This is a genomic window from Corynebacterium ciconiae DSM 44920 (genome assembly GCF_030440575.1).
Taxonomy (GTDB): Bacteria; Actinomycetota; Actinomycetes; order Mycobacteriales; family Mycobacteriaceae; genus Corynebacterium; species Corynebacterium ciconiae.
Map to the genome: position 1 here is coordinate 329127 of NZ_CP047189.1, position 22346 is coordinate 351472.

Genomic DNA, 22346 nt, shown 5'->3' on the forward strand with positions numbered 1-22346 from the left:
ATGGGCCAGAAAATCCATCCCCACGGCCTCCGGCTGGGTATCACTTCTGACTGGAAGTCCCACTGGTACGCCGACAAGAACTATGCAGACTACCTCGCTGAGGACATCAAGATCCGCGAGTTCCTCTCCAAGGGTCTTGACCGCGCTGGTATCGCCGATGTAGTCATCGAGCGCACCCGCGACCGCGTCCGCGTCGACATCCACACTGCCCGTCCGGGTATTGTGATCGGCCGTCGTGGTTCCGAGGCCGACCGCATCCGTGGCCAGCTGGAGAAGCTGACCGGCAAGCAGGTTGCCCTCAACATCCTCGAGGTGAAGAACATCGACGCTAACGCTCAGCTGGTGGCTCAGTCCATCGCCGAGCAGCTCGCTAACCGCGTTGCTTTCCGTCGTGCCATGCGCAAGGCCATCCAGTCCGCGATGCGCCAGCCGCACGTCAAGGGCATCAAGGTGCAGTGCGCCGGTCGTCTCGGCGGTGCCGAGATGTCTCGCACCGAGCGCTACCACGAGGGTCGCGTTCCGCTGCACACCCTGCGCGCCGAGATCGACTACGGCACCTACGAGGCCCACACCACCTTCGGCCGCATTGGCGTGAAGGTGTGGATCTACAAGGGTGACGTCGTCGGCGGCAAGCGCGAGTCCGAGCTCAACGCACCGCAGGCCCGTCGTGGCCGCGGCGACCGTCGCGAGCGTCCGCGCCGCGGTGGCCAGCGCCGTCAGCGCGCAGAGAAGAAGGAGGGCTAAACCTCATGCTTATTCCTAAGCGCGTGAAGTACCGTCGCCAGCACCGCCCCCACCGTCGCGGTATGGCCAAGGGCGGCACTCGCGTAACCTTCGGTGACTACGGAATCCAGGCTCTCGAGCCGGCCTACGTCACCAACCGTCAGATTGAGGCTGCACGTATCGCCATCAACCGCCACGTCAAGCGTGGTGGCAAGGTGTGGATCAACATCTTCCCGGATCGCCCCCTGACCCAGAAGCCGCTCGGCGTGCGTATGGGTTCCGGTAAGGGTCCCGTGGAGAAGTGGGTCGCCAACGTCAAGCCGGGTCGCATTCTCTTCGAGATGAGCTACCCCAACGAGGCAGTGGCCCTCGAGGCGCTGCGTCGCGCTGGTCAAAAACTGCCCATGAAGTTCCGCATCGTTAGGAAGGAGGACCAGTTCTAATGGCTACCGGTACCCCTGCACACGAGTTGCGTGAGCTTTCCGCAGAAGAACTGACCACCAAGCTGAACGAGGCCAAGGAAGAGCTGTTTAACCTGCGCTTCCAATTGGCTACCGGTCAGCTGACCAACAACCGCCGCCTGCGCACGGTCAAGCGCGACATCGCCCGCATTTACACGGTTATCCGCGAGCGTGAGCTGGGCCTGTCCGTGGTTCCGGGAGCTGAGGCTTAACAATGAGTGAGGCAAACGTGAACAAGAAGGAAAAGGGCGCTCAGAAGGTTCGTCTCGGCTACGTGGTATCTGACAAGATGCAGAAGACCATCGTGGTGGAGCTCGAGGACCGCAAGCAGCACGCCCTCTACGGCAAGACCATCCGCACCAACTCCAAGGTGAAGGCACACGACGAGAACGAGATCGCCGGCGTCGGCGACCGCGTCCGCATCGAAGAGTGCCGCCCGCTGTCGAAGGACAAGCACTACCGTCTCGTCGAGATCGTCGAGAAGGCCCGCTAAACCTTCATTCAGCTAAACATCACCGGCCCCGCCGCCAAGGCGAGGGCCGGTTTTGTCGTATCTGCGCCCAGCTTGTTCACGCAGTGGCGCAGCCGAAGTCGTCACGAGTGTGTCAGGGGACACAGAGTGCTGCTTAGCCTAGGTTAAATTCGCGATGCACTAGACAAAGTGGTGAATCTGGTGATCGATAACTGCCATATGGGCGATGTGATTGGGGCGGGAGTGATCCCCATACTTGAAAACCACAGCCCACACCGCGTGGGCAGTGAGTGACAAGGAGGCGCCTTGGTGAACACCCCACCGACCGTCTGCCTCGCATATCGTCTGAGCAGCGTGAGGCTCACGCTGCTCAGGCAGGCGTCTCCTAGCGCGGGCTGGCCGCTTGCGCCGATCCCTCTGCGATGCCGGATGAGTGATCCGGCAGGGCAGCGTCGATAAGCGAGCGGCACCCGCGCACCACCATCGTTATCGAAGGAGTTGTACTTCATGTCCGAACACCGCACCGTAGATGTAGCCATCATTGGCGCCGGCCCCGCCGGACTCTCCGCCGCGCACCGACTGACCCAAGCTGGCCACAGCGTGGCTGTTCTAGAGGCCCGCGACCGGGTGGGCGGACGCACCCGCTCTGACGTGATGGATGGCGGCTGGTTCGAAATTGGTGGCCAGTGGGTCTCGCCGGACCAAACCGAGCTGCTTGCCACCATTGATGAACTTGGTTTAGAAACCTTTAAGCGCTACCGCGAAGGCGAGTCCATCTACCTCAGCCCCGAAGGCGAGGTGACGCGCTACACCGGTGAGCTGTTCCCTTGTGCCGAGAGCACCCAGCGGGAGATCGAGCGGCTCATTGCGCTGATGGATGACTATGTGGCGGAGATGGACCCCGCCCGCCCCTGGGAGCATCCCCGCGCCGAGGAGTGGGACAATGTGACCTTCCAGCACTGGTTGGAGCAGCAGTCCGATGACGAGGAAGCGCGCAAGAACATCGGCCTGTTTATCGCCGGCGGCATGCTCACCAAGCCAGCACACACCTTCTCCGCGCTGCAAGCACTGCACATGGCCGCTTCGGCGGGTTCCTTCACTAACCTGGTGGATGAGGATTTCATCCTGGATGCCCGCGTCGTGGGTGGTATGCAGAAGGTATCGATAACCCTCGCCGAGCAGGTTGGAAGTGAAAACATTCTGCTGGGCACCCCGGTACGCACCATTGAACGCAACGATGATGGCGTGGTGGTCTACGGCGATAACGACACCGTGGTCAACGCCTCCTACGCGATCCTCGCAATCCCGCCGAACCTGTACAACCGCATCTCCTATGTGCCCGAGATGCCCCGCACCCAACACATCATGCACCAGCACCAGTCCATGGGATTGGTCATCAAGGTGCACGCCACCTACACCACACCCTTCTGGCGCGAGAAAGGGCTGTCGGGTACCTGCTTCTCCTCGAACCACTTGGTGCAGGAGATCTACGACAACACCAACCACGGCGATTCCCGCGGAACCCTGGTGGGCTTCATTACCGACGTCAAGGCGGAGGAAATGTTCGCCCTGCCGGAGGAGGAGCGCAAGCGCACCATCCTCGAGGCTATGGCCGTGATGCTGGGCGAGGAAACCCTCGAGCCGGAATCCTTCTACCTCTCCGACTGGGGTGCCGAGGAGTGGACCCGCGGAGCCTATGCCTGCTCCTATGACATGGGCGGACTTTTCCGCTGGGGCAAGTACAACGAAGAGCCGGTGGGGCGCATGCACTTTGCCTGCTCCGATATTGCCGGCGAAGGCTACCAGCACGTTGACGGCGCGATCCGCATGGGCCATAAGGTTGCGGCTACCCTCCACGATCTGCTGGAGGAGTAATCATGCGATGCGTAGTTGGCTATGAGGCCACCCCGCAAGGCTTGGACGCATTGAACCTTGGTATCGACCTGGCCCAGTCCCTCGATGCCGAACTCAACATCGTGCTGGTGCTGCGTCGCCGCGATGCGTTCAGCCACGAGTACCCACCCACTGGCGATGTGCAGGACATCCTGCTCAACCAAGGCTTTCGTTGGCTAAAAGAAGCGCTCGCCTTGGTGCCCGCAGGGGTGCGCGCCTGCGCCCGGATCTACTCCGGGGCCAGTACCGCCGATGGGCTCACCCGTGCCGCCGAGGAACTCGATGCCGATCTGCTTTGCGTGGGCGGGGCATCCTCCAGCCCGCTGAAGCGGCACAAGCTGGGCAGTGTGGCCACCGACCTGCTCTTCGGTTCGCCGGTGCCGGTGGCCCTCGCTCCGCGCGGCTATGTTCGCCATCCTTTGAGCCGCATCACCTGCGCGGTGGGCACGCGGCCGGGATCGGGCAGTTTGGTAGAAACAGGGCTGGTGACCGCGCGTCGTGCCCAGGTGCCGCTGCGACTGTTGGCGCTGCTGGGGGTGAATCATGATGAGGCTCGCGAATCTTTCGCCCAAGAGAATGCTCAGCGCGTGCTTGACGATGCCCGAGTGACGCTTGGCATCACTAACCGCACCGTGCCGGTGGCGATCGAGATGGGCAAGAGCAGTGAGATCAACAATGCGGTGGATACCGTGGAGTGGCGCGACGGCGACCTGCTGTGTGTAGGCTCCTCCCGAGTGGAGCAGTCCCGCTCGGTGTTCGCCGGCTCCATCACGATGCGCATCCTCAAACACCTGACCGTGCCGATGGTGATCGTGCCACGTGGCTATCGAGCGCGACCAGACTCGGGGGAGGGGGCAGCGCATGAGTGAGTCCACATCCTTGTCCGCATCTAAGGGATTGAACTCGGGCACCGTGGGCATAGTCAGTGCCGCGGTGATCGGCATCTCCTGTATCGCCCCCGCCTATACCCTCTCTGGGGCACTGGGACCCACCGCCAGTGAGGTGGGCGAGCACATGCCGGCCGTGTTGTTGGTGGGTTTTGTGCCCATGCTGCTGGTGGCCATCGGTTATCGCCAGCTCAACGAGTCCATGCCGGATTCGGGCACCACCTTCACGTGGGCGACCCGCGCCTTCGGGCCCGTGATCGGCTGGCTGGGTGGTTGGGGCTTGTTGGCAGCCACCATTTTGGTGCTGTCGAACCTCGCGGGAATCGCGGTGGACTTCTTTTATCTGCTGCTGTCGCAGGTGTTTCGCCGCCCAGAACTCGCCGGGCTGGCCGATAACGTAGTGGTGAACGTGCTCACCTGTTTGGTGTTTATCATCATCGCCTCCGCGATTTCCTATCGCGGTTTGGATACCACCAAAACCATTCAATATGTGTTGGTGGCGCTGCAGATCGGTGTTCTGCTCCTTTTCTCCGGTATGGCCCTATACAAGGCCCACAATGGCCAGGCGTTTGATGCCACCCCCTTCACATGGGAATGGTTGAACCCCTTCGGAGTGTCTTCGTTTTCCGCCTTCGCCGCCGGTATCGCCCTGTCGGTGTTTATTTATTGGGGCTGGGATGTAGTACTCACAATGAGTGAGGAAACCGAAGGCTCCACCTCGACCCCAGGTAAAGCCGCAACCGCCACCATTTTGGTGATCGTGGTGGTGTATCAAATCATCGCGATTTCCACGTTGCGCTATTCAGGCACCGGCAGCGGGGAGTTCGGTTTGGGCAATGAGGCCATCCAGGAAAATATTTTCGCCGAACTAGCCGGTCCAGTTATGGGGCCGGTGGCGATCCTGATGTCTATTGCCGTGCTGGGATCCTCAGCAGCCTCGTTGCAATCGACGTTCATTGGGCCCGCTCGTACGATGCTGGCCATGGGGTTTTATGGCGCGCTGCCGAATCGCTTCGCGCAAGTCACTCCGAAGTACCAATCCCCAGGATTCGCCACGGTGGTAGCCGCGGTGGTGTCCTTCGGGTTCTACGCAATCATGCGGGTGATCAGCGAGGCTGTGCTGTGGGATACCATCACTGCCTTGGGCATGATGGTGTGCTTCTACTACGGAGTCACGGCATTTGCGTGCGTGTGGTATTTCCGCCGCCAGTCGCTCAAGAGCTGGTCCACGGCGTTGACTCAGTGCGTGGCGCCCTTGCTCGGTGGGACGCTGTTGATCATCTTCTTCCTACAGACCTCGCACGACGCCATGGATCCTGACTATGGTTCCGGTTCGGAGATTTTCGGCATGGGCCTGGTGTTCGTTCTCGGGGTAACAATCCTCGTGTTGGGTGTGCTGGCCATGGCGCTGACATGGTGGCGCAATCCCGCGTTCTTCCGGAGCGAAGGACTCAAGCGAGGGCTGCCGAGCGATGAGATGGTCACAGTCGATGATGCTCTCGATCTCGAGCCGCACTAGAAGCAGCCGCATTCCACTGTCGCCACCTCCACCCGCTGAGCGCGGAAAAGGAGGTGGCGCTTTCATGCCCGCCCCGCAGCGGCTCAGCCGCGAGCCACTACTGCCACGCCTCGGGCACGATATGCAGTAGCAACGCGATGCTAAAGAGGAACGCGGCCATGTAGACCACCACGATGGTGCCTTGAATGATCGGATGTGCCTGCCAGGTGGCCTGCCATGCGGCGGGCTGGTCCCCACGCCGACGGGCGGTGTTGAGGAGCAAGACTGGGATGATGGACATGATGGCGCCGGCGAAACCGCCGGCGTAGCTGAGGGCACTGACGAATCCGCCGAAGCCGGCCAGGGAAATCACCAGCGGCGGTATCACGGTGATGCCGACTGCTGCGCTGCGCTGCCACCCGTATTCCGGCCAGTGAGCGATATCGAGCACGTTACGCATCGTGGTGAAGCCGATGGCGAGGAATGAGGTAAGCATCGCGAGCAGGGCAAAGACGTTGGCGAGCAGGTAGGCGACGTCGCCAAGCTTCTCGCCCCACGCGATGGTGACTACTTCGGTGACCTCGCCGCCGAGCAGCCCAAGCGCGGCGAAGGGCACGAGTGCCAGGGTGAAGCCGGTGACGCACATGCCTGCCACGATGGCGGTGGGGATGGAGGTGGGATTGTCCTCGGCGAGACCGCGCGCCAGCTCAGGCACCACATATTGGGCGAGGAAGGTAAAGACCGCGAGGTTCATGATCGGCACGATGTAGTAGGGGCGCATGATCCACAGGTTCGTCAGTTCGATGCCAGGTCCGAAGAAGGTCCAGCCACAGAGCACCGCGATGATGACGGCCATGCCGGTGGTGATTGCGCCTTCGGCGATGCCAGTGGCGTGCAACCCCTTCCACATCACTACTGAGCCCAGTAGGAAAAACAGGAGCGAGCCAATGGTGGGGGAGATGCCGGTGAGGTTATTGAGGAGCCGTCCCGAGCCGGCGGCGTAGGCAATGAGAGCGCCGATGCCGTTGATGATGATGGCGATAAACACCAGCCAGCGTCCCAGGTTGCCGAGGTATTTCTCGGCCAGACCAGACAGCTGGAGAGGTTCGCGGGTACGGAGCGAAACCTCCGCCACGTACAGCATGGAAATAGTGGTGAGGGTGCCCGCAATGATCAGTGCGATCAGTAGCGCCAGGAAGCCGCCGTTTTTGCCGGCATAGGGCAAAGACAGGATGCCGGCACCGATGTTGGTGCCAAAAATCAGCGCCACTCCCTGCAGCGGGGTGATGCGGTGTTCTGTTTCTGCAACGGCGCGGCGTAGCTCGCTCATATACAACTCTCTTTCAACGGGGCCACTGTTCATGGCGTGAGGAAACCGCACCAGGTGCTTCATAGACACAGCATCTGGTGCGGTGCGGATAATGCTTATAGGCGCCCACCTCCCGCACAGCGTGCGCGCCGGGCAGGAGGTGGCGTTGCGGCTTAGGAGCGGGAGCGGATTTCTGTGGCGAGGATGTCGAGTCCCTCGCGTAGCAATGCTTCGCTGATGACGAGGGAGGGCAGCAGGCGGATTACATTGCCGTCCAAGCCGCAGGAGAGAATGAGGATGCCCTGCTGCTTGCAGGCTGCAGCCACCTCGCTGGTGAGCGCCCCATTGGGCTGGCCCTCGGCGGTGACGAGCTCAAGCGCCACCATGGCGCCGCGGCCGCGTACCTCGGCCACGGTGTCGAGCTCAGTGAGGGGCTCGAGGATCTCGCGGATGATGGCCTCCATTTCGCGGGCGCGGCCGGCGAGATCGTGTTCTTCCATTTCGCTGATGGCGGCGAGGGCGGCGTCGCAGGCGATGGGGTTGCCGCCATAGGTGCCGCCGAGACCGCCCACCACCGGGGCGTCCATCATCTCTGCACGTCCGGTAACAGCTGATAGCGGCAGGCCGCCGGCGATGCCCTTGGCCATGGTCACTAGATCCGGCACCACCTGCTCTTCTTCGCAAGCGAACCAGCGGCCGGTACGGCAGAATCCGGCCTGGATCTCATCGGCCACAAACACCACGTTGTTTTCTTGGCACCAGGCCTGCAGGGCGGGCAGGAAGCCACGGGCGGGCTCGATGAATCCGCCCTCGCCTTGGATCGGTTCGATCACCACGCAGGCGAGGTTTTCGGTTCCGATCTCCTGTTCCATCATTTTGGTGGCGCGGGCGGCGGCGGTCTCGCCATCGAGTCCATCGCGCAGCGGATAGGACATCGGGGCGCGGTAGACCTCGGCGGCGAAGGGGCCGAAGCCGGTCTTGTACGGCTTGTTTTTGGCGGTCATCGCCATGGTGAGGTTGGTACGGCCGTGATAGCCGTGATCAAAAACAACGACGGCGTTTTTACCTGTGTGGGCGCGCGCGATCTTGACGGCGTTTTCCACGGCTTCAGCGCCCGAGTTGAGCAGCACCGACTTCTTCGGATGATCGCCGGGTGTGAGCTCGGCCAGCTTTTCACACACGGCCACATAGGACTCGTAGGGAGAGACCATGAAGCTGGTGTGGGTGAAGTGAGTAACCGACTCGGAGACCGCCTTGGCCACCTTCTTATTGGAGGCGCCCACCGAGGTGACGGCGATACCGGAGGCGAAATCGATGAAGGAGTTGCCATCGGCGTCGACCAATACGCCGCCATCGGCATCCACCACAAAGCCGGGCAGTCCCGGAGAGAGGGCGCGGGCCACCACGGCTTCTCGACGCTCACTCAATGCCGAAGAACGCGGCCCCGGCAGGCTCGTGCGCACGGTGCGCTGTTGGGGGAGACGATAGGTGAAATCGTGCATGTCTAACTCCTTTGGCGTGGTTGGGGTGAGAAGCTAAGCGCGGCGGTTATCCCGAGGCGCTCCGACCCGGCCATTGACTGTGATCTATATCGCGCCGGCGCTGATAGTTGTGAGTATGCACGGCCACCGCACTACCGCAATACCGCCATGGAGGATAAAAAACTTATATAGATTAGACAGCATGGCGAATCCCGTGCGCGCGGCAGAGCCGGCCCCGTCCGGCGCTGACACCTCTCCGCTCACCACCGACTGGCTGCTCCAGCGCTCCAATCTGGAACTGACTGCCCTTAACGGGTGGAGCACCCAATTCCTCGACATCCAAACCAACGAGCTGCGCACCCCTGCGGACTTCATCATCGCCAACGCGATCATCCTCACCCTCGGGATGTCTTTTACCGACAATCCCGCGGCACTCGAGGAGTATGTGGACACCCTCGTGAAGGCAGGGGCGGTGGCCATCGGCTTCGGCACCGGCTATGCCTTCGACACCGTGCCGCAGCCGCTGCTCGCCGCGGCAGACCGCCACCGGATTCCCGTCTTCGAAGTGTCGCCCCATATCCCCTTCATCTCCGTCATCCACGCCGTGCACCAAGAGCACGCGCGCCGGGCGGCCCAAGGGGAGCAGTGGCAGCAACGCGTCCAACAGCAGTTAAATAAAGATGCTGTTACTGGTGATGTACACCGCCTGCTTGCCAGCGCCGCTTCCTCGCTACAGGCGGCGATCGCCATCGCCGATAATGATGCTCGCGTCCTGGTGAACGTGCCTTTTGGGGGAGTGGATGCCGGAGAGCTGCTGGTAGCCGATATCGAGGCCGGACACCACCACTCCCGTGCTGGTCGTACCGGAGAACTCGTGCAGCTTACCCAACGGCTATCCGAACAAGGCGATCGCGTGAACCTCATGATGGTGGTGCGGCGCTCAAGCTTCCACACTCGCGAGCGCAGTGTGCTCCAGCACTGCGGTGGTCTCGCCGATATTCTCCTGCAGCGCCCCTCCTTCTTGCGCGCCGCCCGCTCTGAGATGAACTCCCTCGCCCTCGCCCTGCTTCTAGGCATCGACCAGGAAGAGTCCTCGGTGGCGCACGCGATGCATCATGCCGTGGACTCCCAGGGGCGGGTGCGTGCCGTGGTGGTGCGGGCCGATGATCCCGCGGCTCTGACGGCGGCGCGTAATACGCTCGATAAGCGATTGATCGCCCATTCCCGAGCGCTGTTCAGCCTGCAATTGGAACCTGACATGCAGCTTTTTCTCTTCCGCGGCTCGCGGGATGATCACGACATCGTGGACCACTTTGGGGCCGAGGCTCGAGACATAGCGATCGCCATGGGCGCGGCGATTCGATGGAACGAACTCACTCGCGAGCACGTGGCAGAACTCTCGCGCCGGGCCCGCGCGATTGCCACCGGGGAACACGTGGGGCCCTTTAATGTCAAAGCCTCGTGGCTGCATCAGCCTGAGGTGTTGCGGGCGCTGCACGCTCGGGGTGCGGAAACCTTCGATGTGCTCACCGCAGCCGACGAGCGCGACGGAACTGAATACGCCCGCACCTTGGAGCTGTATCTACGTCTTGGCGGCCACATCGGCGATACTGCGGCGGCGTTAGGGGCACACCGCCATACCGTGCGCAGCCGACTCGCGCATATCAGTGAGGTGTGCGATGTGGACCTCTCCGACGCGGTCATCAGGGCCGAGCTGCTCTTTGTGGCCATTGCGCGGGAATAGCGGGGTAGGGCGCCGCAAGGCGACAGCACGGGAGCAAACTGTTACCATCAACACTCGTGCATGTGATGCGCTACACACTATGTACTCTCCTTTAGGAAGGCCTGACGATCGTGAAAAATACAGCACTGACTCTCGGTTCACTGAGTCTCGTTGCGGCTCTGGCCCTTGCTGGGTGTGGCTCTGATGACGCTCAGGAGGCCGAGTCGGCGTCGACAAGCGCCTCGAGCGCTGTCGAGCATACGGGTTCACATGTGAAGGTCGCCCACGCTCTAGGCGAGGTGGAGGTCCCCGTTAATCCTCAGAACGTGGTGGCCGGTGGCGCCGCTATCGACACGCTTCTATCGCTGGGGGTCACCCCAGCTGCCGTCATTGTGCCGCCCGAGTACACGGAATTGCCTTGGCGCGAAGGCAAGCTCGATGGAGTAACCCGCATCGAGACCATCCCCAAGAATGGCTCCGAAGATGACCAGCGCTATGTTCCGGACAGCGAGCAGATCGCAGCGCTCTCGCCGGATCTCATCGTGGGCGATCAATGGATGATAGATGAAGCCGCCTATGCGGGGCTCTCCGAGATCGCCCCCACCATTGGTGGCATCGACGCGGATGACAACACCCAGGAATGGCGTGAACAGCTGAAGGTGTTTGGAGAAATCTTCGATAAAGAAGATGAGGCGCAGAAAGTGCTCGATGAGGACTCAGAGCGATTCAAGAAGGCCCGCGAGGACATGCCGAATATCGCCAACGCCTCCGCACTCGTAGCAGATTGCCAACCTGGCGTCTGCGGCGTGCTTGCCGATCCCGAGGATCCTTCCGCAGGATTCTTCACAGACCTCGGCATGGGCATTCCTCCACTTCCCGATGACCTCGAGAAGTCTGGTGCCACCACCATCGTTCCTGACGTCAGGGTCGATGCCCTCAACTCTGACTTTCTCGCTGTTGTGAATGAGGGAGAGGGTATGGGTAATCTCCAAGCGTTCACCGGATTTGACTATCTGCAGTCGGTACAAAACGACAGTCTGTACCCGGCTAGCTACGCGTTCATTACCGCCATCGCGACACCGAGCGCGCCGAGCCGTGAATGGGCTCTGACAGAGGTCACCCCCACCCTGAAGAAGGTGAAGAAGTTCGGCGCCTAAACAGGCGTCGCCGTGGAGCCACTGAACAATCACACCACCGCCCCCGCCGAAAACGCTGCCCGGCGGGGGCGGTGGTTGTTGGTGATGAGGTGTTTATGCAGTGGCCTCGGTGGGGCCGCGATGTGCACCTCGGCTTAGAGGGTGGGCATTGATACCGCCGTGAGGGTGACTCGCGAGCATCTACACAAAAGCGAGGCGCCCCTAGGGCACATCATTCAGGAGCCGAAAGCTGCGCCGATTCCTCCTAGCCAACGGTTGGATAAAGGGATGCACGTGGCCCCAAAAAGACGAGGCTAAGCATCGTAACCGGCCAGAGCAAGGGTCGGATCCGCGTCCACAATAACTGCGTCTGCGCCTAATGAGGCCGATACAATGAGGATTGTGTTATCTGATCTATAGCGAGAGGCTTCACACACTATGCGCGGCAATGTCAAGGAAATCTACACGATCTTTAGCTTTATCGACCGAGAGCTCAAAATTCCCGTTTACCAGCGTAACTATGACTGGGGTGTTAAGCAGTGTGAGCGGTTGTTCGATGATTTGGAAGAGGTGATAGCCAAGGATCGGCCTAAACACTTCTTCGGTGCCGTGGTGGGGAAAACCGAGGGTAGCTTCTCTTGGATCGTCATTGATGGTCAACAACGCCTGACTACGGTGAGTCTTCTCATGCTCGCGCTCTCGCGCAGCCTGGAAACGGAGGTGGTGAGGTTCGAGGACAAAAACCTGGCTGCAAAGATCAGAAGGAATTACCTCGAGCTGGGTGAAAGCAGCTTTGCCTCGGAGACGAAACTGAAGCTTAAACCGGTGAAGGATGATTTAGCGGCTTATCGCCGCCTGCTCGATGAAGATCTGCCGCCCATCGAACGGTCTAATATCACCGCTAATTACGAGTATTTTCTCCAGCGCATAGCAGAGTCACACCTTGATGGGGATCAACTGTGGACCGCTATCCAGCGTCTGGAAGCGATGATCTTGGACCTAGAGCATCACGATGATCCACAAAGAATTTTCGAATCACTCAACTCCACGGGTAAGAAGCTCAAGGAGTCGGATAAGATCCGCAACCTCGTACTCATGGGGTTAGACAGTAAAAACCAGGACTCGCTCTATGAGCACTTCTGGAATCCCATGGAACGCAACGTCAGCTTCGACACAGATTCCTTCGTGCGCTTATACCTGGTATCAAAAACTCGCCGAATTCCCCGCAAGGACCACATCTATGACGAGTTTCGCAGGTACCTAGCCTCCTACTCTGCAGAAGGCGGAGTGAAATCCCTACTCAAGGAGCTTTTGGATTACTCGCAGTTCTTCAAGGAACTCAACACTGCAACCACGGGGATACATCGTGCCGATGTTCGGCTGAGCCGATACAACATCATGGGCCGCGAGATCGCCATGCCCTTCCTTATGCCACTGGTCGGAGGTATGCACTCGGGGGAGGTCACTGCGGATGACTTCGCAGACGTCATAGAGATCATCGACGCCTATGTTTTAAGAAGAACGGTCGTAGGGCTGCAGTCCAATGCGTTGAACAAAATCTTTGCGACGCTCTACAACGAAGCCCTGCTCATTCGCGCCGAGGGCACCTCATTTAAGGATGCTGTGAGCTACCTGCTGCTCCGTAGGGCGGATACATCAGGGCAGTTCCCCACAGACGAATGGTTTGGCGAGGAGTTTGCCACCCGCAACATGTACAACCTCAGCCAGTACTACCGTCGCTATGTTTTTGAGTGCCTAGAGAATTATTCCTCGCAAGACAACCGCGACATAGCGGCCAGGCTTGAATCCGGCGAGCTCAGCGTCGAACACATTATGCCCCAAACGCTGAGCAAAACTTGGCGTGCGGAACTGGGGCCCGAGGCCGAAGAGATCCACAAGACCTGGTTGCATCGTATTGGCAACCTGACAGTCACAGGCTATAACTCCTCATACTCCAATGAGTCTTTTGCAAGGAAGAAATCTGTTGAGGGCGGATTCAACGAGTCGCCGTATCGCCTGAATCATGTGCTTAAGCAGACAGACACCTGGGACGTAGAGCACATGAAAAAGCGCACAGATGAGCTCGTGCGGCTTGCGCTGGAGTACTGGCCAATGATCCAAACGGATTTTGAGCCGGTTCGCGAACCCATGCCTACCACGGCGATGGGGGACACTGAGAACTTCACTAACCGTGTGATCGTGTCTTATGAATGGGATGGCCAAGAGCACACCGTCAGCAGCTTCCGCGAGATGACCAAGGGCATACTTCGCTCGCTGCTGGCGGAGCATCGCGAGGCCGTATACGACTTTGCGGGCAAGGAAAATTTCGGAATTTCCCACGGGGCTGAGCCTATTAGTCCTGTCCAAGAGCTCGTCGCTCCCGAACTCTGGTGCGCTCTTGCTACCAGCACTCAATCAAAAATTATCTTGCTTCGAGCGTTGTTTGATCACCTAAAGCTCGATCCAAACGAACTGATTTTCACCCTGCGGCCTGGTAAAACGTCCCGCAGGCAGTCTGCACCCGCAAACCGATTTGCCGCTCTGACAAAATTCATCCCCCGCTTTGAGCAACGTGTCGGCGTGGAGGCGGGGCCTACGAGCGAAATCCGTGATCTTCAGGCCGAACTGTTCACCGCTGCCACTCCCCACCTCCCAGACAATTGGCAGGAGATAGTGAGGGGGCGGTCCTTGCAAACACTGGAAGACAAAGAGGTCACCGCGGGCCTGAGCGCGGATGAGATCTTCGCGGCTCTGCACGCGCTTTTCAACGTAGACCAGATAATGGGTGGCGGCGTCTTCCCAAGTGCTGTGCACTCTGGATCGGTCCTGCGCTGGCTGCAGCGTTTGGAAAAACTTGGAGATCAACACCCCTAAGATCGCATTCTCAAGATCGCACTCTCAGCCGGCGAATCTCGGGGTATGAGGAGCGAGGAGCCAGCTCTAGTGTCACACCACCGCCTCTGCCGAAAAGCTATCTAGTAGGGGCGGTGGTTGACGCTTTTAGAAGTCTGGGGATTCTGGCAGGATCTGGCCGCCGTCGATCACGATGCCTTGGCCGGTGATGTAGCGGGCAGCGTCGCTGGCGAGGAACGCAACAGTGTGGCCGATGTCTTCGGGTGTGCCGAGGAAGCCGAGGGGCACCGATGCTGTCATGTCCTTGATGTATTTTTCGCCCATGTCCTCAAGGCCCGGGGTGAGGATATTGCCGGGGAGGACGGCGTTGACGGTGATGTTGTGCTCCGCGAGCTCGATGGCGGCGCTGCGAACAAAACCCATCTGGGCGGCTTTGGTGGCCCCGTAGTGCGACCACAGGGGGTAGCCGGTGTAGTTACCGGTGATGGAAGAGGTGATCACTACCCGCCCCGACTCGGATTGCGCTAGGAGCGGGGTGGCGGCCTGCACCATGTGGATGGTGCCTTTAACGTTTACGTCGAAGATGAGGTCGATGTCCTCGTCAGTCATCTTCGCGATGGGTGCCTGCGGGTAAATGCCGGCGTTGCTGGCGAGAATGTCCAGCTTCTCCAGGCTGTCGATGAGGTGGGTGCAGGCGACGGCATCGCGCACATCCAGCACGTGGGCCTCAAATTCGGAGGCGGCGCATTCCTTTTCGCTGAGACCGGTGACGATCACCTGTGCTCCTTGGGTGGCGAGGGAGCGGGCGATTCCCGCTCCGATCCCGAGGGTGCCGCCGGTGACGAGCGCTGTCTTGCCATTCAGGGTGGTTGGTGAGGTGCTCATAGTCTTCAAGTTTAAGCGCTCGGGGTGGAAATGAAACACTGTTCAGGAGCGGGTTATGATGCTGCGGAGCATGCTTATACGCGCCGTCCTGAAGCCATAGTGAGTTCCGTAGCTGCTCAAGGACAGCCCGATATCCTTACACATTGCCGCCATCCGTAATTGGGGCGTTGATTGTAATGGCAATGTGTGCCATTTTATTATATGCGATAAGCTGAATGTCGATGAGAAGAGAGCTTGGTCAAATCGGGATTATTTTGCTCTAAACTGCGGTATCGTTGATTTACGGAGCGAAGTTCCACGCAGGTGGGCCGTGTGCTGGCGAAATGCAGTGCTCGCAGATGTGTCCACCGTGCCGAACGGGTGTCCTTACAGTTTCTGGTCACACGTCGCGGCGCGTCCCGATTGTTCATAGAGGAGGAAGGCGAAGTTCTATGCCCACTGGGACTGGTGATATTGACGCTGCGATCCTTGAAGCTGCGCGACAGAGCGTGCTCGATGACGGTTTGGAACGCACCACGATGTCTGGGGTGGCCCGCCGGGCTGGTATCTCTCGCCCCACGCTGTATGCCCGGTACAAAGGGCTTCCAGAACTCACTTCCACACTGCTAACAGAAGAGCTTTTAGGGGTGGTGTCAGCGTTAAATCCCGCACCAGAAACGGTGGAGGATCTCATAGCAGCTTTGGTCTCGTCCGCCGAACAGGCCTCTGCCAGTGACTTACTCGCTGCGGTACTGCGTACCGACTATTCCTATGCCTATACGTTTACGGTCGAGCGCCTCGGAAGTGCCCAGCTGAGGATAGTGACCTTGTTGGAAAAGATCATTCAGCGGATTCAAACCTCGGATGAGGTGCGCATCGGTATTGGTAGTCGTAGTTCCGACACTCCAGAAGTTTCCTGTATTTCCACCCGCGAACCACGGGTGTTGGCGCTCGTCAGCTATGGCATGGTGCGCCATATTGCTATTACTGCCACTCTCGCCGATAAGGCTCTGGAGGGGCTATCCACATGGCAAGAGGAATTGGCCCGCAGTCTGCGCGGCTATTTGGTAGATCACGATCCGCAGCACCAGCGGGTCCGCCGCACCTAACTAGCCCGGCTGGACCTGCATTGTGGGGCGGGGTGGGGTGTGCGCGAAGTGGCGTCGATAAGCGTTCACGCCCTGCGGAAAAAGGATTTGGCTTAGGGCTGTGGCATGTGGTTGAATATTCGGGTTGCAACCGTCACGCGGTGGCATGCATTCGGTGCGTTCCGAGCCGAATAGCCGCCTTGTTTGCTGTGAATCAGCGAATTAGGACTGGTTGCGCGAGGAAAGACGTAGACCGTGCGTGTACAGGACGGAAATCTGGCACGCGTTATATCCAGGTCAGGAGAGACCCACTGTGATTCAACAAGAATCGCGTCTGAAGGTCGCCGACAACTCTGGTGCACGAGAGATTCTGTGCATCCGTGTGCTCGGCGGCTCGACCCGACGCTTCGCAGGTATCGGCGATGTCATCGTCGCCACCGTGAAGGAAGCTACTCCGAACGGCAACGTGAAGGCTGGCGAGATCGTCAAGGCCGTCATCGTTCGCGCCAAGAAGGAGACCCGTCGTCCGGACGGCTCGTACATCAAGTTCGATGAGAACGCTGCCGTGATCATCAAGAACGACAACGAGCCTCGCGGCACCCGCATCTTCGGCCCCGTTGCCCGTGAGCTGCGCGACAAGAAGTTCATGAAGATTGTTTCTCTCGCTCCGGAGGTGATCTAAGACTATGAAGATCCACAAGGGCGATAACGTCATCGTGATCTCTGGTCCGGATAAGGGCGCTAAGGGCAAGGTCATCCAGGCTTTCCCGAAGCAGAACAAGGTCCTTGTCGAGGGCGTCAACCGCATCAAGAAGCACGTCGTGAACTCCGCGCCCGAGGCTGGCGCTGAGTCCGGCGGAATTGTCACCCAGGAGGCCCCCATCCACGTGTCCAACGTGATGGTGCTCGACTCCGATGGCAACCCGACCCGCGTTGGTTACCGCTTCGACGAGAACGGCAAGAAGGTTCGTATCTCCAAGCGCAACGGGAAGGACATCTAACAATGGAGAACTACACCCCGCGTCTGAAGACCCGTTACCGCGAGGACATCAAGCAGAAGCTGGCCGAGGAGTTCAACCACTCCAACGTCATGGAGATCCCCGGCCTGACCAAGATCGTGGTCAACATGGGTGTGGGCGACGCTGCCCGCGACTCCAAGATGATCAACGGTGCTCTCGAGGACCTCACCGCTATCACCGGTCAGAAGCCGCAGATTCGTCGCGCCAAGAAGTCCATCGCGAACTTCAAGCTGCGTGAGGGCATGCCGATCGGTGCCCGCGTCACCCTGCGTGGCGACCGCATGTGGGAGTTCCTGGACCGTCTGCTGACCGTGGCCCTGCCGCGTATTCGTGACTTCCGCGGTCTGTCTGACCAGCAGTTCGACGGCCACGGTAACTACACCTTCGGCCTGACCGAGCAGTCCATGTTCTACGAGATCGACGTGGACAAGATCGATCGTCCCCGCGGTATGGACATCACCATCGTCACCACCGCCACCAACAACGAGGAAGGCCGCGCCCTGCTGCGTCACCTGGGCTTCCCGTTCAAGGACAAGGACGGCAAGATGCAGCGCCCCTAAGGCGTTGAACATCTTCCTCAGCGCTGCAGGTTAAAAAAACTCGAAGCGACTGAGAAAAGAGTCTTCGTACTCACCACACACCCGCCCCTCCACGCAGGCTTGAAAGCCTGAGGAGAGGGCGGGTTTGTGCATTCCGACGCAGGAGGTGCGGCGCACGAAGCAAGTTAATTTCGGCCGTGCGTGACGTGCGTGGGTTCGGACGGGATCGGTGAGGGCCGGTGTGGGTGGGGATCTGCGGTGATAGGTATTGTCCTTGCTGCCTTGGTCTAAGAACAGTGCAGGAACTGTCGCGACGCGGATAGAATGAACCAATGTTGTCGATCTACCACGAATTTCCCGATCATCCCGCCGTTCAGGGGGCTCTGGCGCAGGACGAAGTGCAGTTTCACTTCATGGTAGCGGCGGTGCCGCAAAAGAAGCTGGTAAACGATCCCTATGCCGAGGATAAAGTGGTCATCCATTCCATGCTCATGCCCGGGGTGGCGCTGCGGATGCTGCCCGATGGAGATTTCGTCGCCGGCGTGGTGAACGTAGAGTATTTGCAGCTGTTCCATACGGAGAATAAGCGCACGCTCTGGGATCCGCGGGAAGTCAGTGACATGGAGCCCTTTAAGGTCTACCGCGCTCGGGGCAGTTACTTTTATTCTGAGATCAGGCAAGAGCCCTACGTCACTGTGTGGGAGCTGCTGGAACCGCTACCTGACCCCGAAATGGAGGAGCTGGCTGAGAGGGCAGCAGAGCCAGTCATCGTGGATACCAGCATCGGCCAGATGGTTTTTGATCGCAGCACGAACAGCTTTAACGGCAGATCAGAAGAGTTGGGTGTCGACTTGGGCATCTACTACGAGGGTGAACGTATTCTCCTTGCTGACGAAGGCGGGCTATCAAAGAAGTTCAAGTCTGCCCTAGGCTTCGTTAACAATGTTTTATCCCAGGAGTATCTGGACAACGCCCGCAGGCTGGGCGCAGAAAAGGCCTTGCCTACTGCGAACCGTTGGCGTCATGAAGTGGCAGATGCAGAGGGACGAGCGACTCCCGCGCCAAAGCTGGAGGTGGACGATGTCTACGCTAAGCTCACGCCCACCGCGGTGATTGTTCCGCATCGAGGCAATATCCTCGTCGAATTCGACGACGGTTACATGTTCGGTGGCCATCCTCTAACGGTGAAAACCAAGCGCGACGGCACCCCTACCTCGATTGATCTGTAGTGCTCAGGCATATGGGGCTGCACGATCCTCAAGGCTTATCGACGCCTCCAGCCGGTCTCTTGAGCGGCCCGGTCTTGGGTCTTGCTAGGCAGCCGATGGCTGACACTGATATATAGCCTGCCTGACAGCCGAGGTGGCTTGCCACATCGCTCGCGTAGCTCGTGGCTGGCTATCTTTTAACTCGCTGGCTTGGGCTCGGAGTGGGCCGTGAACGATACACCAGCGTCATTGCGATAAGCGCGGCTGGGAGCGCGAGAATCGGCCAGATGTATATTGCGCTTAGCACCTGGCGGACGAGAATGAGCAGCGCACCGATCCACGTGCTCACAGTCCCGAGGGCAGCGATGCTCAGCGCTATGCGCTGCTTGGGTGCCCACGGGTAGTAGCACACCGCCGCCACGAAGACTGTGCCTAGGAGCAGAATGAGGATCGCGGTGGGAAGGCTAAAGGCAAACACCCCGAGGGTGGCAAGCACCGTGTAGGCCATCATGAGTGTGTAGACCATCGGCGGTGCTGGAGTGGCAGAGCTCCGCAGCAGCGAGCCGTGGGGGCGGTGGCTGCGCGCGGAGGACTTCCCCGGGCCCCAGAGCTCGAACCACGTGCCCAGCAGCGAACCGCCGCAGGCCAACGCGGCCACGAGTACCGCGACCCACACGGTGAATATCCCTTCGGTGACAACAATCGTGATTCCCGCTGCGGCGAATAGTGCGAAACGCGCCAGTGGTGGGAAGGAGGGCACAAGCGCTGCGTGGACAACCATCACCGCACCGCAGATCACGCACACAAGCGCGGTGGTGTCTGAGTAGTGGCCGCGCACGATCATGGTGGCCATAAAGCACAGTCCAGCGGCGATGCTCATCGCCCCGAGAGCCAGGCCGATCAGTGGGGTGTGGGCTGTTCGTGTCGCACTCATGAGCCCCAGCCTAGCTGCCCTACGATGCCCGAGGGGTGGGCCAGAAGCGCTGGTGGGGTGTCGGTAGCATACTCATCAGCACACGATGCGGGCTGTTTCGCCCGCGCCGCGATGGAAAAGAAATGAGGAACAGCGCCACCGTGTCCGCAGAGCATCCGCCCGCCAGTCCACGAGCCGCCACCAACCAGGCCCACCAAGCGGGGTTCGGCCAAGCGGGGTTCGGCCAAGAGTCGCAGCGCTATCCGTATTACTCAGGCCCACTCGGGGTGGTGTGTGATCCGGCCGCTCAGCATGCGGGCGCAGAATTTTATCTCTGGGCGCCGACCGCAGAGTCGGTGACACTGCGCCTGTGGCGGCCGCAGCACCCTCTGGGCGAACCAGCCGCCGGTGCGGTGTCAGCAGAGCCAGTCGAGTACGCGATGAGAAGCGGGGTCAACGGTAGTTGGCAGTGTTGCGTTGAGACCGATGTGTGGGGCTGGGAATACGATTACCAGCTGCGTTTCAATGATGCGGAGACCACGGCGGTGGATCCCTATGCCACCGCCGTCACGGCCAATGGGGCGCGTGGTGTGGTGGCAGATCCCGCGCTCATTCTTCCTCCGGTGCAGCGCGCCCCCTCCTTCGGTGAGATCGAGGATGTGGTCATCTACGAGGCGCATGTTCGAGATCTCACCATTGGCCCCGATAACGGCATCACCCACAAGGGGATGTTTCTTGGGCTGACAGAGCAAGGCACCCGCACGGAGGCCGGCCAGCTCTCCGGTCTGGATTATCTGGCCTCGCTAGGGGTGACCCATATCCAGCTGCTGCCGGTGAGCGATTTTGCCACCGTCGATGAAACCGGTGACCGTGGTTTCAATGCTCAATACAACTGGGGCTATGACCCTGCGCATTATAACGTCCCTGAGGGCAGTTATTCCACGGATCCCACCGACCCCACGGCCAGGATTCGGGAGTTCCGCGCGCTCGTCGATGCCCTGCATAGCCGCGGCCTGCGGGTGGTGATGGATGTGGTGTATAACCATGTCTTCGATGCCGCCCAGCATCCTTTCCAACGCACCGTGCCCGGCTACTTCTTCCGTACCGACGCCGAGGGCAGACTACTGGATGGGTCCTTTTGCGGTAATGAAACCGCCTCTGAGCGGGCCATGGTGCGCCGCTACATTGTGGATTCCTTGTGTCACTGGGCGCGAACCTATGGCGTCGATGGCTTCCGGTTGGATCTCATGGGCCTGCACGACGTGGCCACCATCAACGCAGTACGCGCCGCCCTCGACGAGATCGACCCCAGCATCCTCGTGCTCGGGGAGGGCTGGGAGATGGGCAATCATCCTCCCGAGGCGCTCGGCGCGAACCAAAGCAACGCCCGGCTGCTACCACGGGTGGCGATGTTCAATGACACCTTCCGCGACGTGATCAAAGGAGGGGTGTTTCACGCCGATTCCCGCGGTTTCATCTCTGGTGGCGGTGGAGGGCACTCGCTTATCGACGCCCACCTTGGCGCCCGGGCCTCCCGCTGCTATCTCAGTGCTGCTCAATCAGTGGTGTACAACGAAGCCCACGACAATCTCACACTGTATGACAAACTTCTCGCGGCTGGGGTCGATGATCCGGCCCGGCGGCATGCCCTCGCCATCGAGATCCAACTCCTCTCCCGCGGGGTGATGTTCCTCCATGCCGGTCAGGAATTCTGCCGCACCAAACACGGGGTGGATAACTCCTATAACTCACCCGATGAGATCAACGTCTTCGATTATGACCGCGCTGCAGCCTTCGGCTACATGGGGGCCTTGGTGCGTGGCCTGCTGCGCCTGCGCCGCGAGCATGCCTGGTTGAGGGAGAGTGACTATGCCGAGATCGCGGCCCGCACCGCTGTGCTCCACTGCAGCGATGATCGCCTTGCCTATGTGGTGCGGGGTGCTTTCGGTGATCGAGGATCTCGACGGGCCGCGATGGTGGTGATCAATGGCTCCGAGGAGGCGTGGGTGCCGGGCACGAATTATGGCCTGCCCCCGGTGGAGGCGCTGCACCTGCACGAGCACAGCGTGCACCGGTGCGACGCCGGTGGGGCGGACATTGGTGAACTCAGCATTCCTCGGCTGAGCGTGAGTCTTGTGGAGCTCGTGGACGATGCGGTGGCCTGGCCGCTAGGGCTGTGGCGCGGATGAGGGGAGAGCCACCCCCGTGACGTAACTAACAGGTTACGAGGCCGTAACATGGCGTGAAACCTTGGCCAAACATCGCCGAATATGGCTAAC

20 protein-coding genes are annotated in these 22346 nt (G+C 60.1%); 16 read left to right on the forward strand and 4 right to left on the reverse strand.

Annotation, left to right across the window (positions count from 1 at the left end; genetic code table 11):
- From rpsC to CCICO_RS01430, 7 genes are all read left to right on the forward strand, one after another.
- On the forward strand, window positions 1–744 hold the full coding sequence (rpsC, locus tag CCICO_RS01400) for a 30S ribosomal protein S3 (RefSeq protein WP_018018664.1): 744 nt from the start codon (window positions 1–3) through the stop codon (window positions 742–744).
- A 5-nt stretch (window positions 745–749) separates the two neighbouring features.
- Window positions 750–1166 (forward strand): 50S ribosomal protein L16, encoded by a 417-nt coding sequence (rplP, locus tag CCICO_RS01405; RefSeq protein ID WP_018018665.1) that lies wholly within the window; start codon window positions 750–752, stop codon window positions 1164–1166.
- Window positions 1166–1396, forward strand: coding sequence for a 50S ribosomal protein L29 (rpmC, locus tag CCICO_RS01410; RefSeq protein ID WP_018018666.1), 231 nt, complete (start codon window positions 1166–1168; stop codon window positions 1394–1396). Before rplP ends, rpmC begins: the two co-directional genes overlap by 1 nt.
- 2 nt (window positions 1397–1398) lie before the next feature.
- Window positions 1399–1677 carry a 30S ribosomal protein S17 gene (gene rpsQ, locus CCICO_RS01415; RefSeq protein ID WP_018018667.1) on the forward strand — a complete coding sequence of 93 codons (279 nt, stop codon included), beginning with the start codon at window positions 1399–1401 and terminating at the stop codon, window positions 1675–1677.
- Between the two features lie 486 nt (window positions 1678–2163).
- Window positions 2164–3531, forward strand: a complete 1368-nt coding sequence (locus CCICO_RS01420; protein WP_018018670.1) for a flavin monoamine oxidase family protein — start codon at window positions 2164–2166, stop codon at window positions 3529–3531.
- A 2-nt stretch (window positions 3532–3533) separates the two neighbouring features.
- A complete protein-coding gene (locus CCICO_RS01425) occupies window positions 3534–4418 on the forward strand; it encodes a universal stress protein (protein WP_018018671.1) in 885 nt (294 codons plus the stop codon).
- Window positions 4411–5955: an APC family permease gene (locus CCICO_RS01430; protein WP_018018672.1), complete on the forward strand. Its 1545-nt coding sequence runs from the start codon at window positions 4411–4413 to the stop codon at window positions 5953–5955. The genes CCICO_RS01425 and CCICO_RS01430 overlap by 8 nt, the downstream gene beginning before the upstream one ends.
- 97 nt (window positions 5956–6052) lie before the next feature.
- Here CCICO_RS01430 and CCICO_RS01435 read toward each other — a convergent pair whose 3' ends face one another.
- Both CCICO_RS01435 and gabT read right to left on the reverse strand, forming a co-directional pair.
- A complete protein-coding gene (locus CCICO_RS01435) occupies window positions 6053–7264 on the reverse strand; it encodes an aromatic amino acid transport family protein (protein WP_018018673.1) in 1212 nt (403 codons plus the stop codon).
- A 152-nt stretch (window positions 7265–7416) separates the two neighbouring features.
- Window positions 7417–8745 (reverse strand): 4-aminobutyrate--2-oxoglutarate transaminase, encoded by a 1329-nt coding sequence (gene gabT, locus CCICO_RS01440; RefSeq protein ID WP_018018674.1) that lies wholly within the window; start codon window positions 8743–8745, stop codon window positions 7417–7419.
- Window positions 8746–8926: 181 nt separating this feature from the next.
- On the opposite strand from gabT, the gene CCICO_RS01445 reads away from it, so the two are divergent.
- The 3 genes from CCICO_RS01445 to CCICO_RS01455 all read left to right on the forward strand — a co-directional run bounded on the left by CCICO_RS01445 (window position 8927) and on the right by CCICO_RS01455 (window position 14457).
- On the forward strand, window positions 8927–10468 hold the full coding sequence (locus CCICO_RS01445) for a PucR family transcriptional regulator (RefSeq protein WP_018018675.1): 1542 nt from the start codon (window positions 8927–8929) through the stop codon (window positions 10466–10468).
- A gap of 110 nt (window positions 10469–10578) precedes the next feature.
- Window positions 10579–11604, forward strand: a complete 1026-nt coding sequence (locus CCICO_RS01450; RefSeq protein ID WP_026161270.1) for an ABC transporter substrate-binding protein — start codon at window positions 10579–10581, stop codon at window positions 11602–11604.
- Between the two features lie 417 nt (window positions 11605–12021).
- Window positions 12022–14457 carry a DUF262 domain-containing protein gene (locus tag CCICO_RS01455; protein WP_018018677.1) on the forward strand — a complete coding sequence of 812 codons (2436 nt, stop codon included), beginning with the start codon at window positions 12022–12024 and terminating at the stop codon, window positions 14455–14457.
- A gap of 126 nt (window positions 14458–14583) precedes the next feature.
- Here the strand turns inward: CCICO_RS01455 and fabG are convergent, their stop codons facing one another.
- A complete protein-coding gene (fabG, locus tag CCICO_RS01460; protein ID WP_018018678.1) occupies window positions 14584–15321 on the reverse strand; it encodes a 3-oxoacyl-ACP reductase FabG in 738 nt (245 codons plus the stop codon).
- A gap of 431 nt (window positions 15322–15752) precedes the next feature.
- Here fabG and CCICO_RS01465 point away from each other — a divergent pair, with 431 nt between their 5' ends.
- The 5 genes from CCICO_RS01465 to CCICO_RS01485 all read left to right on the forward strand — a co-directional run bounded on the left by CCICO_RS01465 (window position 15753) and on the right by CCICO_RS01485 (window position 19175).
- Window positions 15753–16409 carry a TetR/AcrR family transcriptional regulator gene (locus tag CCICO_RS01465; protein WP_018018679.1) on the forward strand — a complete coding sequence of 219 codons (657 nt, stop codon included), beginning with the start codon at window positions 15753–15755 and terminating at the stop codon, window positions 16407–16409.
- A 292-nt stretch (window positions 16410–16701) separates the two neighbouring features.
- Complete coding sequence (gene rplN, locus CCICO_RS01470) at window positions 16702–17070, forward strand: 50S ribosomal protein L14 (RefSeq protein ID WP_018018680.1); 369 nt, start codon at window positions 16702–16704, stop codon at window positions 17068–17070.
- 4 nt (window positions 17071–17074) lie between these two features.
- A complete protein-coding gene (gene rplX, locus CCICO_RS01475; RefSeq protein ID WP_018018681.1) occupies window positions 17075–17389 on the forward strand; it encodes a 50S ribosomal protein L24 in 315 nt (104 codons plus the stop codon).
- 2 nt (window positions 17390–17391) lie between these two features.
- Window positions 17392–17967 (forward strand): 50S ribosomal protein L5, encoded by a 576-nt coding sequence (rplE, locus tag CCICO_RS01480; protein ID WP_018018682.1) that lies wholly within the window; start codon window positions 17392–17394, stop codon window positions 17965–17967.
- Between the two features lie 311 nt (window positions 17968–18278).
- Complete coding sequence (locus CCICO_RS01485; protein WP_018018683.1) at window positions 18279–19175, forward strand: DUF2262 domain-containing protein; 897 nt, start codon at window positions 18279–18281, stop codon at window positions 19173–19175.
- A gap of 169 nt (window positions 19176–19344) precedes the next feature.
- Here CCICO_RS01485 and CCICO_RS01490 read toward each other — a convergent pair whose 3' ends face one another.
- Window positions 19345–20088 carry a hypothetical protein gene (locus tag CCICO_RS01490; RefSeq protein ID WP_018018684.1) on the reverse strand — a complete coding sequence of 248 codons (744 nt, stop codon included), beginning with the start codon at window positions 20086–20088 and terminating at the stop codon, window positions 19345–19347.
- A gap of 140 nt (window positions 20089–20228) precedes the next feature.
- On the opposite strand from CCICO_RS01490, the gene pulA reads away from it, so the two are divergent.
- Complete coding sequence (gene pulA / locus CCICO_RS01495) at window positions 20229–22256, forward strand: type I pullulanase (protein WP_167540127.1); 2028 nt, start codon at window positions 20229–20231, stop codon at window positions 22254–22256.
- Window positions 22257–22346: the final 90 nt, after the last annotated feature.

Coding starts and splice junctions, on each gene's coding strand:
- rpsC (WP_018018664.1), top strand. CDS start 1: ATGGGCCAGAAAATCCATCCCCACGGCCTCCGGCTGGGTATCACTTCT.
- rplP (WP_018018665.1), top strand. CDS start 750: ATGCTTATTCCTAAGCGCGTGAAGTACCGTCGCCAGCACCGCCCCCAC.
- rpmC (WP_018018666.1), top strand. CDS start 1,166: ATGGCTACCGGTACCCCTGCACACGAGTTGCGTGAGCTTTCCGCAGAA.
- rpsQ (WP_018018667.1), top strand. CDS start 1,399: ATGAGTGAGGCAAACGTGAACAAGAAGGAAAAGGGCGCTCAGAAGGTT.
- CCICO_RS01420 (WP_018018670.1), top strand. CDS start 2,164: ATGTCCGAACACCGCACCGTAGATGTAGCCATCATTGGCGCCGGCCCC.
- CCICO_RS01425 (WP_018018671.1), top strand. CDS start 3,534: ATGCGATGCGTAGTTGGCTATGAGGCCACCCCGCAAGGCTTGGACGCA.
- CCICO_RS01430 (WP_018018672.1), top strand. CDS start 4,411: ATGAGTGAGTCCACATCCTTGTCCGCATCTAAGGGATTGAACTCGGGC.
- CCICO_RS01435 (WP_018018673.1), bottom strand. CDS start 7,264: ATGAGCGAGCTACGCCGCGCCGTTGCAGAAACAGAACACCGCATCACC.
- gabT (WP_018018674.1), bottom strand. CDS start 8,745: ATGCACGATTTCACCTATCGTCTCCCCCAACAGCGCACCGTGCGCACG.
- CCICO_RS01445 (WP_018018675.1), top strand. CDS start 8,927: ATGGCGAATCCCGTGCGCGCGGCAGAGCCGGCCCCGTCCGGCGCTGAC.
- CCICO_RS01455 (WP_018018677.1), top strand. CDS start 12,022: ATGCGCGGCAATGTCAAGGAAATCTACACGATCTTTAGCTTTATCGAC.
- fabG (WP_018018678.1), bottom strand. CDS start 15,321: ATGAGCACCTCACCAACCACCCTGAATGGCAAGACAGCGCTCGTCACC.
- CCICO_RS01465 (WP_018018679.1), top strand. CDS start 15,753: ATGCCCACTGGGACTGGTGATATTGACGCTGCGATCCTTGAAGCTGCG.
- rplX (WP_018018681.1), top strand. CDS start 17,075: ATGAAGATCCACAAGGGCGATAACGTCATCGTGATCTCTGGTCCGGAT.
- rplE (WP_018018682.1), top strand. CDS start 17,392: ATGGAGAACTACACCCCGCGTCTGAAGACCCGTTACCGCGAGGACATC.
- CCICO_RS01485 (WP_018018683.1), top strand. CDS start 18,279: ATGTTGTCGATCTACCACGAATTTCCCGATCATCCCGCCGTTCAGGGG.
- CCICO_RS01490 (WP_018018684.1), bottom strand. CDS start 20,088: ATGAGTGCGACACGAACAGCCCACACCCCACTGATCGGCCTGGCTCTC.